Annotated in this window: 12 protein-coding genes and 1 pseudogene; 11 read left to right on the top strand and 2 right to left on the bottom strand. The window is 42.2% G+C overall.

Annotated features, from left to right (window positions below):
- Positions 1–109: 109 nt before the first annotated feature.
- From K341_RS0109085 to K341_RS0109035, 10 genes are all read left to right on the top strand, one after another.
- Positions 110–1,369, top strand: a complete 1,260-nt coding sequence (locus K341_RS0109085; RefSeq protein WP_162141748.1) for an alginate O-acetyltransferase AlgX-related protein — start codon at positions 110–112, stop codon at positions 1,367–1,369.
- A 94-nt stretch (positions 1,370–1,463) separates the two neighbouring features.
- Complete coding sequence (locus K341_RS0109080) at positions 1,464–2,855, top strand: hypothetical protein (RefSeq protein WP_026762582.1); 1,392 nt, start codon at positions 1,464–1,466, stop codon at positions 2,853–2,855.
- 32 nt (positions 2,856–2,887) lie between these two features.
- Positions 2,888–3,664: a polysaccharide deacetylase WbmS family protein gene (locus K341_RS0109075; protein WP_026762581.1), complete on the top strand. Its 777-nt coding sequence runs from the start codon at positions 2,888–2,890 to the stop codon at positions 3,662–3,664.
- Between the two features lie 8 nt (positions 3,665–3,672).
- Positions 3,673–4,884, top strand: coding sequence for a nucleotide sugar dehydrogenase (locus K341_RS0109070; protein WP_026762580.1), 1,212 nt, complete (start codon positions 3,673–3,675; stop codon positions 4,882–4,884).
- 221 nt (positions 4,885–5,105) lie between these two features.
- Entirely contained in the window at positions 5,106–5,708 is a 603-nt protein-coding gene (locus K341_RS12100; RefSeq protein WP_026762579.1) for an FkbM family methyltransferase, read from the top strand.
- Between the two features lie 29 nt (positions 5,709–5,737).
- Complete coding sequence (locus K341_RS12390; RefSeq protein WP_071604419.1) at positions 5,738–6,679, top strand: sugar transferase; 942 nt, start codon at positions 5,738–5,740, stop codon at positions 6,677–6,679.
- Positions 6,680–6,695: 16 nt separating this feature from the next.
- The gene (locus K341_RS0109050) at positions 6,696–7,586 is read left to right on the top strand and encodes a hypothetical protein (protein ID WP_026762578.1); all 891 of its coding nucleotides are present in this window, start codon (positions 6,696–6,698) and stop codon (positions 7,584–7,586) included.
- A gap of 38 nt (positions 7,587–7,624) precedes the next feature.
- Complete coding sequence (locus K341_RS12385; RefSeq protein WP_156024928.1) at positions 7,625–8,833, top strand: glycosyltransferase family 9 protein; 1,209 nt, start codon at positions 7,625–7,627, stop codon at positions 8,831–8,833.
- Positions 8,834–8,865: 32 nt separating this feature from the next.
- Complete coding sequence (locus K341_RS12380) at positions 8,866–9,585, top strand: class I SAM-dependent methyltransferase (protein WP_248676899.1); 720 nt, start codon at positions 8,866–8,868, stop codon at positions 9,583–9,585.
- An 87-nt stretch (positions 9,586–9,672) separates the two neighbouring features.
- On the top strand, positions 9,673–10,647 hold the full coding sequence (locus K341_RS0109035) for an SDR family oxidoreductase (protein ID WP_026762575.1): 975 nt from the start codon (positions 9,673–9,675) through the stop codon (positions 10,645–10,647).
- Positions 10,648–10,713: 66 nt separating this feature from the next.
- Here the strand turns inward: K341_RS0109035 and mtnA are convergent, their stop codons facing one another.
- Together mtnA and K341_RS11785 are read right to left on the bottom strand one after the other, a co-directional pair.
- Positions 10,714–11,769, bottom strand: a complete 1,056-nt coding sequence (gene mtnA / locus K341_RS0109030; RefSeq protein WP_026762574.1) for an S-methyl-5-thioribose-1-phosphate isomerase — start codon at positions 11,767–11,769, stop codon at positions 10,714–10,716.
- A 103-nt stretch (positions 11,770–11,872) separates the two neighbouring features.
- A pseudogene (locus K341_RS11785) lies at positions 11,873–12,301 on the bottom strand (class II aldolase/adducin family protein); the annotation flags it as partial.
- Between the two features lie 125 nt (positions 12,302–12,426).
- On the opposite strand from K341_RS11785, the gene K341_RS0109020 reads away from it, so the two are divergent.
- A partial coding sequence (locus tag K341_RS0109020; RefSeq protein ID WP_026762573.1) for an IS256 family transposase occupies positions 12,427–12,900 on the top strand: 474 nt, incomplete at its 3' end.

Below are 12,900 nucleotides of genomic sequence, written 5' to 3'. Positions count from 1 at the left end.
GACTCCAAAGATCTATACCATGATCTTTTGCCTTAGCGTGCTTGTTTTTGTTATGATAATGATATTTGTACGCACGCTTTCTTATGATGTACTGGTCAAAAAGTTCCATATGGATCACCCGATCCTTCATGTTATTTTTTTTGATAATAAAGGATTGCGCTCTTCGGAGCGAGAAACATCAAGACGTGAGAATAATCTCGGAATTGATTGGAAAGACCGTTATCCCTTTTCTAACATGGAGAAAGATGACGATTATGTATTGGTGAGAACCTTATTGACGACTATCAATAAAGTAAAGACAAAGGTTTATGAAAAAGAAAATAAGTTGATTAAGCAGATAAATGAGCAGTTACCTCTTTATGTTGCTGCAGTGGAACAAGGACGACGTTATGAGGAATTAATCGGATGGAATATTATAAATCCGGAGTGGGAGATCGCATTTTTGCCGGACGGATACCTGACGTCTGCTTTGAAGCGGAATAACAACATGAAAGAATATATTGATTCGGTGTCTTTTTTAGATAAACATACTAAGGAAATGGGGGGCGAGCTTTTGTTCGTGCAGGCTCCTTTTAAAGTATGTAAATATGGTGATTCTGATATAAACAATAAATTTGATTTCAGCAATGCAAACGCAGATGATTTAATCGCCGGACTAAGTAAGAATGGCATTCGATATATAGATTTACGAGACGAAGCAAGATCGGATTTTGGTGTCGATCAATATCATGAACTTTTTTTTCGTACAGATCATCATTGGAAACCGGAGACTGGGCTATGGGCCGCTTCTGTTATAGCACACACACTGAATTCTAAATACGGATTTCATATCGACTTGAATTTGTTTCATGAGGAGCAGTATGAAATTAAAGTTTTTCAACGATGGTTTCTTGGCTCTCTAGGGAAAAAGCTGACTCTTTCCAGAGTTGAGCCGGAAGATTGCTCTTATATGTTGCCCAGGTTCCCTCATGAGATACATTATGAAATCCCTTCACTAGGTATTAATGCTACGGGGACATTTGAGATCACATATGATCCTTATCAGTTTTCCTCTATTGACTATTATGAAAAGACATTGTATGAAGGGTACAACTACTCAGATAATCCGGTGATCCGGTTTCATAATAATCAAGTTATTGATGGGAAACGTATTCTGATCATCAAAGATTCATTTGCTAATGTTATTGTACCGTTTCTTTCTTTGGGGGTTGAAAATCTATGTGTTATTGACACGAGAATGTTTACCGGGAGTTTATTGAGATTTACTGATGAATACCGACCAGATATAGTGCTGATTATTGCAAATCCAAGCAGCTATGAACGACCAATTGATTGGGAATCGCATACGTCTTTTTTTGACTTTCGATAAAATGACGGAAATCTTTTTCTTATAGGATATCGTTTTGAATGTTTTATAAGGCTGTGGTATACTGGCCTTAACAAAACTCTTATGGGAGGATACCATGAAACATGTACTGCTTATGACTAGGAATGAAGGGTCTGATCATATTATCGAGGCTCTTATGGAACATGATGATGTCCATGTGGTATTAGAAGTTGCCGGGACAATTGAAGAAAAAGAAATTGCTGAAAGATATGCAAACCGCATAGATAAGATTTATGTATATTGTGAAGGGGATTTATTCAATTTAGAGACGGTTCATGGATTAGACCATGAACTTATAGATATATGCAAAGAAATTGAAACCGACTTTGAAGATGGTACGGGGCGGTTTGTAGACGATTATGCACTGATAAAATACAAATACTACACATCCATTGCTTTTTGGAATGATTTTTTTAGCCAGAATAAAATTGACTATATGATTATACGTGGGTTGACACATGGAACGGTACATGACAGCATACCTATTTTTTTTGCAAAAAAAAATAATATTCCCTGCTATCAAATGGAAAATAATTATTTTTCTACAGGATGTGTCTTTCTTCCTAGTCAACGAGAGTATATGAAGCTGGAGCTTGGAATGCATCTTCAAGCGCGCAGGAGTATGTTTTATCCGCTCGAATTTGGTGCCCTTTTAGCAAATAGGAATCCTCTCAAGAATTTGGCCAAGAAGGCGTTATATAAGATTGGCGGGCTTCTTCTTCTGCAGCTTGTTATGGATATCTTTAACAGGAGGATGACTCATAAACTATTTGGTATAGACGGATCTGAGCATACAACTTTTGGGAAGATATTTTCGTATATAAAGTATAAGAGAACAGAAGCTTATCTGAAGAATATTGCTAAGCCGTTTGATCCTCAAAAGAAATATGTGATCTACTATTTACAGTTTGAACCAGAAGCAACAACTCAAGTAAGGTGTACGTTAAAAAGTCAACTGATAGCAATAAAAATGCTGTCAGAAGCTCTTCCTTATGGATGGACGCTTTATGTTAAAGAACACCCGCATCAATTTCAGCTAAATACAATAGATTTATCGATGGACTATTGTATGATTACTGCTAATAAATATAAAAACAAGAGTTATTATGATAGAATAGCCTCCATGAGAGGCACAGTTTTAGTTGATCCGATGGTATCATCAAGTGAGATTAACAAAGAGGCTATGGCGATAGCTACTTTTAATGGAACTGTTGCAATAGAGGCAACAGAAACGGGGAAACCAATCTTGCTGTTTGGGGCTGACAATACATGGATGCGGTATTGCAGAGATGTTATATCGATACGATCGTTTGTAGATTGTCAAACAGCTCTTGATAAAATTGACAAAGGTTGGATGCCGGAATATGATGATTTAGATGAGGTAATTAATCGATACGGCTATCCATTAACTCCAGAAGGAACAGCTGCTGCTGTGGATAAGATTGTGGCGGATGCACATGCAGTGTGATGTGAAAATGCGGGAGAGAGGATGATTATTTGATGGAAGTGCATGAAATTCAAAGACTTAAGATGGAGTTCAAGGATTTGGATGCTTTTTCAATTACTATGGATGTTGATTGGGCTTCAGATTTTGTGATTGAGACTGCAGTAAAGTTTTTCCAAGAGCGGAATATACCTCTTACACTTTTCTTTACCCATATGAGCCCTTATATTAGAAAACTTATACAAGAAGAACAGATAACATATGGAATACATCCAAACTTCATTCAACCGAGCAGCCAGGGTGGAGATAAAAGTGAAATCATTGACTACTGCATGGAATGCTTTCCACAGGCTGAGGTGTTTCGTGCACATCGCTGGTATGCCGATAATGATATATACACAGAACTTTATCAAAGAGGGATTCGCTATGAATCCAATTTATGTACACTGCTTGATGTAGTGTCACCTTTTATTCATCGATCCGGAATGATATCCTTTCCCGTTTTTTTTGAAGATGGTGCCTATTTATATCATAAACTTGACCTTAAATTTTCGCAGGCAAAATCTTTTTTTGAGCAGCCGGGAATCAAGGTGATTAATGTTCACCCGATGCATTTGATTGTCAATACGCCTTACTTTCAGTACATGCGTGATATAAAGGATACTGTGAGCAGAGATGCATGGAACTCCTTCTCTGCGGAGACAGTAGACCGTGTTTGTAATAAAACGATGCGTGGCATTACAGATTTTTTAACCGAATTAATGGATTTCGTTATTCAAAAAGATGTGCAAGTATACTCACTTGCAGACTTGTATCATATAGCAAGGGGTTGATTGAACGTATGATTAGCGTGGTTGGATTGGGATATATTGGCTTGCCTACAGCTTTGATGTTTGCTGCAAGTGGAGAGAATGTAGTTGGCTTTGATAAAAATGAACAGGTCATTTATGAGTTGCAGCAGGGAAATTTAAATATAGACGAACAAGGAATGAAGGAACTGTATAAAAAAGCGCTTTCAAATATTAAGTTTTCGTCAGTACTGGTAGAGTCAGATGTTTATATTATTGCCGTACCCACGCCATACAATAAAAATTCGAAAAAAATCAATCCTAATTTCGTAATTACTGCTGTTGAAGAGATTGTACAGATTTGTCCCGATGATGCGATCATTGTTATAGAATCAACGATCTCTCCAGGAACCATAGAGGTTTATATTCGCCCTATTGTAAATAGAATCGAAAAAGGAAAGAAAGTTCATCTTGTCCATGCCCCAGAGCGAATTATTCCAGGGAGTATGATTTGCGAACTTCGAAATAATGCAAGGACTATTGGTGCAGATGATCCCCGTATTGGTGAGTTGATAAAAAGTAAATATAATCTCTTTTGTGAGGGGGAAATTATCCTTACAGATATTAAAACTGCCGAGATGACAAAAGTTGTTGAGAACACATACCGTGATGTGAATATAGCTTTTGCAAATGAACTTAGCAAAATTTGCCATGTTGCCGGTATTGATGTTCATGAAGTGATTCGAATCGCTAATATGCATCCGCGTGTATCTATCCTATCCCCCGGACCGGGAGTAGGAGGACATTGTATTGCCGTCGATCCGTGGTTCTTGGTTGGGGATTATCCTCAGTTGGCAAAGTTGATTCTTGCAGCCAGAACCGTCAATGAGTCTATGCCTGATTTTGTTATGGAACGGATGGCTTTTGTAATGCGGGAGAACCATATACATAATCTAGAGCGTGTCGGTATATATGGTCTTACCTACAAGGAAAATATTGCAGATACCAGAGAAAGTCCATCACTTCAGCTTTTAGACAAGATGCAAAAACATATGGCGTTTGGTGTCAAGGTATATGATCCTTATGTTTTAGACGACATCACGGATAACCAATATCATGATTTTAAACAATTTATTTCGGATGTAGATTTTATTGTGGTTATGGTTGCTCATGAAGAAATAAAAATGGCAGAGGGGAACCTTGGAGATAAAATTATTTTAGATTGCAGGAATGTACTTCATTCCGAAAAGGTATATCATCTTTGAGCAGCACGCTTGCTTGTTGAAATTTAGATATTCTATCATTACGGGGTGTACGATATGAAAAAGATAGCAGGAAAATGTATCCGTTTCATTTTGAGTCTTATATCCAGAAGCCCAAAATTATATGATCATGTGCAACGGATATTTCCTAAAATAGGAGGTGCGCTATATATTTCTGAGCAATCATATGCTACAAACCTTGAGGATCTTATGGCGAAGTTTTACTGCAATCAACATCGCGCACAAGAGGGGGCTTTTATGTAGATGTTGGCGCACTGGATCCGTTTAGATTTTCGAATACATATGCATTATATTTGGCGGGATGGCGTGGAATCAATATTGAGCCACGTAAGGACAGTATAGCTAGGTTTAATCTTTATCGTAAAGGGGATATCAACTTAAATATAGGGGTATCATCTGACATTGGCGAGTTGGAGTATTTTCATTTTGCTGAACCGGCCTTTAATACAACGAATAAACAGCGTGCAGATTATGTAGTGGAACAAAAGTATTCAAACCTTCTCGATCATTATATGATTAAGACAATGCCTTTGAGGGATATTTTCCAGCGTTATGGGGTTCCTGTTGGCGGAATAGACTTTCTTGCGATTGATGTTGAGACATATGAGTTGCAAGTTTTACAGTCTAATGACTGGGAAAAATATCGCCCCTATTTCATTACGATAGAATCGCTTATGTCAAAGGAAAATGGATATAATATAAAGGCTCTGGATAAAGATCCAGCTGTAAGGTTTCTGTTGGAACAAGACTACAACATTGTGGCTAAGATACGAAATAAAATATTTTTTCTTGATGCTCGACAATGAACGTATAAAAACTCTATGAGGTGCTGACTATGTATGATATAGGTTTGGCTTTTTTTGTGTATAAAAGACCGGAACACACGCAACAAGTGGTTCAAAGCATCATTGAGAATCAATTTTGTAATATATACATTTTTCAAGATGGTTTGCGTGACCGGCAGGATGAAGAGAACTGGAAGAAAGTACAAGAAATCATCCGTCCGTTACAGAATCTGGATGGAGCGCACGTTGAACTGCATATATCTGAGATAAATAAGGGCTTGGTAAACTCTATTACACAGGGAATTACATATGTTTTAGGAAGACATAAAGCTGTTATCGCATTAGAAGATGATATTTTATTGGGAAAAGATTATCATAGATATGCCTCTGCTTGTTTTGAAAAATATGAAAATAACCCGCGTGTTATGTCGGTTTGCGCTGCTGGCGCTAGTGATGCTGTTGTAGCTGATAAATCATACATGCAGAACTATAAATATGATGTTTATTTTACATATCGGTTGTCAAGCCAAGCTTTTGGAACGTGGCGTGATCGGTGGAAACTATATCGCCGAGATCGTGAATTTGCTGAGGCTTTTTGGAATGATGAAGAAAAAAAATATCAGTTAGGTGAATTGGCCGGCAAAGATAATTTAGAATATCTGAATGCCGTTATTAATCATCCAGAGAAGATAAATACATGGGCATTATACTGGACTATTCTTCAAGTAATATCCAGAGGAGTAACGGTTACGCCAATCAGACCCCTTTCTTCTGATATAGGAAGAGATGGCTCGGGAACGAACTCGACAGCCCCCTCACGTCAATTTGTAACATCAATTACTGACCTTCCCGAACGACTACATCTTCCAGAAGCGGAAGATGTAGTCGTTGACAAATATCTCATGCGCAGACAAAATATTGTTGTGGAGAATCCAAGATCAATTGTTAGGGGCGCTAAACTTACATTTGCAAGCATTGCAGAAAAATTCTAGTGTAGGGGGGAATATTATGTTCTGGAAAATGAAAAAAATAAAACAAAGACTAAATCAAATTCATCAAATATCTCAAGATGTTGAACAACTGCGGTATTCTATCGGTGCAATGGAAGCCTTAAAGGTCGGTCCAGGTGCTTCTGTGCGAGAGTTCAAGGTGTTTTCTCAGAGTGGAGAAGATGGCGTCATTCAATGGCTGATTCATAATATTCCCATACAAAATAAACGATTTATTGAATTTGGTGTACAAAATTATACTGAGTCAAATACGAGATTTTTGCTTATGCATGATAATTGGTCAGGCCTCATCATGGACGGAAGTCAAAAGAACATGGATTATGTCAAGCAAGATAATATTTGCTGGATGCATGATCTAAAGCCTGTTCCTGCCTTCATTACTGCAGAAAATATCAATATACTTATTCGGGATAATGGTTTTGACGGCGAAGTAGGGATTCTATCAATTGACATTGATGGAAATGACTATTGGGTGTGGAAAGCAATAAGCTGCGTACAGGCTGATATTGTGATTTGTGAGTATAATAGTCGTTTTGGCTCTGAGCGTGCAGTAACTATTCCATATGATCCTAACTTTTATCGTACGGATGCGCATAGTTCAAACCTATACTTTGGCGCAAGCATCCGTGCATTAACATTGTTGGGAAAGCAAAAGGGTTATGCGCTTGTATACGGAAATGAGATAGGGAGCAATCTTTTTTTCATTCGGAGAGAGTTATTAAATGATATTGTGTATGAGAAAACTATCGAGGAGTGCTATGTACGTGCAAAATATCGTCAAGCAAAAGATACACAAGGGAAATTGATGCTTCTTAGTATCGAAGATGAAGAAAAACTCATCGAAGGATTGCCGTTGGTGGATGTTTCAATTGATTTTCGACGGGAATAAATGAGTGTTTATCTTATATTTTCAAAGAGGTTATTAGCGTGCGTTGGCTCAAACAAGTTTTATGTCAGGTAAATCGCTTCTGCCAATATTGTATTGTCAAGGCACTACAAGTGAAAACTAGGAAGAATATTTGTTGTGAGCAAGATTTGAAACGACCACAAGGTTGCTTCTCATCTATTCTCGTCATCCGTTTGGATGAGATTGGGGATATGGTTATGATGTCTCCTTTTCTGCGTGAGCTGCGACAGAATTATCCATCAGCACATATTACACTTGTTGTAAATCCAATCGTATATAATCTGGTAGAGCTATGCCCGTACGTGGATAAAGTACTGTGTTTTTCACGCATAGGAGGTCGTTACTCTTTTTATGTCAACTTATGGAGAGGGGGGGTATTTTCGTATCGTTATTTAAAAAAAGAACACTATGAGTTGGCGCTTGTTCCACGATTTGATGCTGATGCAGGATATGGAGCAGGTATGTTGGCGTTCCTTTCTGGAGCTAAGAAGCGTGTTGGTTATAGTGAATATGTATTGCCCCATAAAATGATCTCTGACAAGGGCTATGATGGATTTTATACGAGACTTTTATTTTCTAAAACGGCTGCTGTTTTCCATGAAGTGGAACGCAACTTGGATGTATTGCGATATATAGATGGGTATATTGCAGATGATTCTCTTGAAGTATGGTTTGATGATGCAGATCGGAATAAATGCCGCGGCATGTTATCCTCTTTAGGAGATGTAGAAGTTAAAATTGTCCTTTCAATATCATCGGGTAGTCCAAAACGTGAGTGGCCTGCTGAAAAATTTATAGAACTGGTAAAAGAATTAACCCCCTTCAATATAGCTTGGGTCATTGTTGGTGCTGGAGAACGAGCTGTTACTAACGCTCGTAAAATAGAAGAAGTGTGCCCTTTTGTTGCCAATCTGGTTAACCAGACCACGTTACGGGAAACGGCTGCCATTATAGATGCTTGTGATATATATTTAGGCGGGGATACTGGACTCATGCATATTGCTGCGGCATCGAAAAAAACGGGCGTAGTGATTTCTTGCCATCCAATTGGCGCGGATGAAGATCATGCAAATTCTCCTAAAAGATTTGGACCATGGAAAAGTCCAATGCAGATTGTCCGCCCCAAAGCCTTGCCAGGGTGTGAGCACGGATGTAACAGGGAAGATGCTCACTGTATTCGGGAAATCAGTGTTGAGGATGTGAAAAGACAGGTATTACTACTTTTGTGAGATTGCGTTAATATAAAAAAAGAGGTGACGAGATGAATATAGAGGATAAATATAAGTCGTATTTTTCGAGTAGAGGAGTAGATCCCTCTATATATAAAAATGCCAGACTTCCATATTACCTTAGAACTGTGTTTCAAAAAGGAAAGTCGATTCTTGATATTGGTTGCGGCTTTGGTCAAAATATGTATGCTTTATTGAATGAGGGGTATACGAATGTCCATGGTATTGATGTATCGCAAGCAGCAGTAGAATATTGCTTAACACAGGGGCTGTCTGTTGAACATTGTGATATTATGAATTATAGCGGAGACCGCTATGATTATGTGCTTATGAGTCATGTTCTCGAACATTTACCTAAAGAGTGTGTTGTTCCGATATTACGAAAGATTCGTGAGGAGATTCTTGCCACAGATGGTGCTTTGTGCATCATGGTACCAAATGCGCAGTCCAATACAGATTGTTATTGGGCATATGAGGATTTCACACATTATACGCTTTTTACAGCAGGAAGTTTGCTTTATGTACTCCGTGAGGCCGGTTTTACAGATATTGAGTTTCTTGATCCCGATGGGCTGAGCCCGTCAGCTGGATGGAAGAAGTGGATCAAATATTTATTACTGAAGGCATATGTCGGAAATAAACTGTTTTGGAATAAGGTAACAGGAAGTGCATATCATCGACCTAGTCCTATGATATTTACATGGGAGCTTAAATGTTTAGCAAAAGGTAAACATAATGCAAATCCGATGTAGAAAAACAAATACTCTTATTAACTATACCATGGTAAGAAGTGAGTGTATTATAAGCCTTGTTTTTATCGTTGATTATGGGAGGCTGCGATGAACTATCGTACGCTTGTATTTCCGGAGAACAGTTTATTTCTCGTCACAGGCGGTGCTGGATTTATCGGCTCGAATCTGTGCGAGGCGATTCTGTCGATGGGGCATAGGGTTCGTGTGTTGGATAATCTGTCGACGGGATATGCGAGGAATATAGAGGGATTTCGGGATAGCCCGAAGTTTGAGTTTATCGAGGGCGATATTCGGGATGCCTCTCTCTGTGACCGTGTGTGTAAGGGCGCGGACTATGTGCTGCATCAGGCAGCAGCGGTGAGCGTTCCGGAGAGCATTGAGCAGCCGGTGGAGTATACACAGACGAACATCATGGGCACGGTCAATATGATGGAGGCTGCTGCGAAAAACGGCATCAAGAAGTTTACCTATGCCTCGAGTGCGGCGGTCTATGGCGATAACGAGACGATGCCGAAGCGGGAAGAGATCGTTGGGAATCGTCTCTCGACGTATGCGGTGACGAAGTTTGCCGCAGAGGAGTATGCCTATCAGTATACGATGCACTACGGGCTTGACTGCTACGGCATGCGTTACTTCAATGTTTACGGACGCCGGCAGGATCCGAATGGGGCATATGCTGCAGTGATTCCGAAGTTTATTGAGTGCTTGCTTCGGGATGAACCCCCGACGATCAATGGCGACGGGGAGCAGTCGCGTGATTTCGTCTATGTGGAGGACGTTGTCCAGGCCAATCTACTTGCGTGCGTTGCACCGCATGAGGCGGCGGGTGAGGCATATAATGTTGCATCTGGCAAGCGGTTGAGCCTCAATGAGATGTATGCGGTGCTCAGCGAATTGCTCGGAAAAGATCTGAAGCCGGTGTTTGGGCCAGAACGGAAAGGCGATATTCGGCACAGCCGGGCAGATATCTCGAAGATTTGTGAGAAACTGGGCTATGCGCCGGAATATGATTTCGAGAAGGGGATCAAAGAGGCGATTCAGTGGTATAAAGAGAATCTGTAGAAATGAAAAGATGCAGCTGTGCGAAGTTATCCATCTTCGTGCAGCTGCATCTTTTGCATGAGCACCTCAAAACATATTTGCAAAATCATGTGTAAAATCTGTGATAACACCCTCCTCCGTCACAATCGCCGTAATCAGTTCGTGATCGGTGACATCGAATGCGGGGTTATAGACCTTTACACCGTCTGCGGTCATGCGTTCCTTGTACCACATATCGGTGACTTCGGCGGCGGGGCGTTGTTCGATGTGGATGTCGGCGCCGGTGGGCGTGTTCATGTCGATGGTGGACGTGGGGGCACAGACGTAGAAGGGGATACCGTAGTGTTTGGCGAGGATGGCGACGCCGGAGGTGCCGATCTTGTTGGCGACATCGCCGTTGGCGGCAACACGGTCGCAGCCGACAAAGACAGCGTCGATCCAGCCGTTTTTCATAACGGTAGCTGCCATGTTGTCACAGATGAGTGTGACATCCATGCCGGCAGCACTGAGTTCGTAGGCGGTGAGGCGTGCGCCTTGGAGAAGCGGGCGCGTTTCGTCGGCGTAGATTTTGAAATTGTAGCCTTTTTGGTGTCCGAGGTACATGACGGCGGTTGCGGTGCCGTATTTGGCGGTGGCGAGCTGTCCGGCGTTACAGTGGGTGAGCAGTCCATCCCCCGGCTTTACGAGGGTGAGCGCGTGCTCGCCTATTTTTTTGCAGATGTCAATGTCCTCCTGTTTGATGCGGAGGGCTTCGTCACGCAGGAGCGTTCGGATTTCGGGGATGGATTTGCCCTTTGCGTTTTTGACGACAGTTTCCATACGGTTCAGCGCCCACGAGAGGTTGACGGCGGTGGGGCGCGAGGAGTTCAGGTAGTCGGCGGCTGCGTGGAAACGTCGTGCAAATTCGCCGTAGTCGTCGGTGTCGATTTCAAGGGCGGCGAGGTAGATACCGATGGCGGCGGCATCGCCGATGGCGGGCGCTCCGCGCACTTGGAGCTCGCGGATTGCCGTCCAGATTTCGCCCTGCGTTTTGAGGCGGAGGTATTCGGCACGGTTTGGCAGTTTTGTCTGGTCAATGATGACGAGGGCGCGTTCCGCTTCGTCGAGGGCAAGGGTTTCCATGTCGAGGATGTTGGTGTTCATTGTGTGCCTCTTTTCAGGTTCTATGATAAATTATGCCTTACATGCCCACGCGAACGCTGAGAAGCTGTGTAAGGCACGTAGGATGTCAATATCCGGTGAGGGGCTATGCTTTGATTTCGGTCGGATACTTCCACTTTGCCAGTTCGTCTGCAGGGATTGTCTCCGGTTCGTGTCCGAGGACGGTGAGGCAGCGGTAGTAGATGTCGGCGAGTTCTTCGACGTAGCTTGCTTTGAGCAGGGCTTCTTTGAGGGTTTCGGCGACGGCGACGACACCATGCGCCTGCATGAGAGCAACGTCGGAGATGGCGAGGGGGCTGAGGACGTTTTCTGCCGCTGCATGTGTGCCGGGGCGGCCGTATGGTGCGACGGGGACATAGCCCTCCTTGCAGCCGAGGATGGAGAGTTCGTAGACGATGGCAGGAATCGGTTTGTTCATGACGGCGAATGCAGTCGCTGTGCGCGAGTGTGTGTGCGCGACGGCGCGGACATCGCTGCGGCTTCGATAGATCGCAATGTGCATCATCAGCTGGCTGTGATTATCCACTATTTATCAGTGATTCCTTAAAGATCGGGGAGTGTATAATAAACTGTGTAAGTAGGAAGACAGCTTAGGAGCACTCCCCGTGAGGGGAAGTCAAAAACTAAGGAGGAAACCTTATGTCAAAGAGGCCCCCACGGCGCGGTGCAACGCTCGCTAAGGCAATTATCGAAGAGTATCAGCCCAAGAGTGTAGAAGACATGCAAAACGCCCTCAAAGAAATCTTCGGCCCCATGTTTGAAGCCATGCTCAATGGCGAGATGGAAAACCATCTCGGTTACATGAGCAACGAGCGCGGCGAAAAGGATACAGCAAATCGCCGCAACGGATATACCCCCAAAGTCCTCAAAACCTCAGCAGGCGAGGTTCCCATCAGCGTCCCAAGAGACCGTGACGGCTCTTTTACACCGCAAATCGTTCCCAAAAGACAGACGGACGTTTCGTCCATTGAAGGAAAAGTCCTCGCGATGTATGCCAGAGGAATGAGTCAGCGAGACATCTCCTCCACCATCGATGACATCTATGGCTTTATGCTCAGTGCTGAGCAAATCTCGCATATTACAGACAGTGTGCTTGACGAGCTGCATGAATGG

Origin of the sequence: Centipeda artemidis DSM 19719 (genome assembly GCF_000426665.1) — a bacterium.
In the GTDB taxonomy this organism is placed as follows: domain Bacteria; phylum Bacillota; class Negativicutes; order Selenomonadales; family Selenomonadaceae; genus Centipeda; species Centipeda artemidis.
Note: the sequence above shows the minus strand (reverse complement) of the source record. Positions and strands in the feature narration are given on the sequence as shown.

Excerpts from the sequence above, each read along its gene's own strand:
- K341_RS12380 (WP_248676899.1), top strand. The coding sequence starts at position 8,866 with ATGAATATAGAGGATAAATATAAGTCGTATTTTTCGAGTAGAGGAGTA.
- K341_RS0109080 (WP_026762582.1), top strand. The coding sequence starts at position 1,464 with ATGAAACATGTACTGCTTATGACTAGGAATGAAGGGTCTGATCATATT.
- K341_RS0109070 (WP_026762580.1), top strand. The coding sequence starts at position 3,673 with ATGATTAGCGTGGTTGGATTGGGATATATTGGCTTGCCTACAGCTTTG.
- K341_RS0109035 (WP_026762575.1), top strand. The coding sequence starts at position 9,673 with ATGAACTATCGTACGCTTGTATTTCCGGAGAACAGTTTATTTCTCGTC.
- K341_RS12390 (WP_071604419.1), top strand. The coding sequence starts at position 5,738 with ATGTATGATATAGGTTTGGCTTTTTTTGTGTATAAAAGACCGGAACAC.
- K341_RS0109075 (WP_026762581.1), top strand. The coding sequence starts at position 2,888 with ATGGAAGTGCATGAAATTCAAAGACTTAAGATGGAGTTCAAGGATTTG.
- mtnA (WP_026762574.1), bottom strand. The coding sequence starts at position 11,769 with ATGAACACCAACATCCTCGACATGGAAACCCTTGCCCTCGACGAAGCG.
- K341_RS0109050 (WP_026762578.1), top strand. The coding sequence starts at position 6,696 with ATGTTCTGGAAAATGAAAAAAATAAAACAAAGACTAAATCAAATTCAT.
- K341_RS0109085 (WP_162141748.1), top strand. The coding sequence starts at position 110 with ATGGATCACCCGATCCTTCATGTTATTTTTTTTGATAATAAAGGATTG.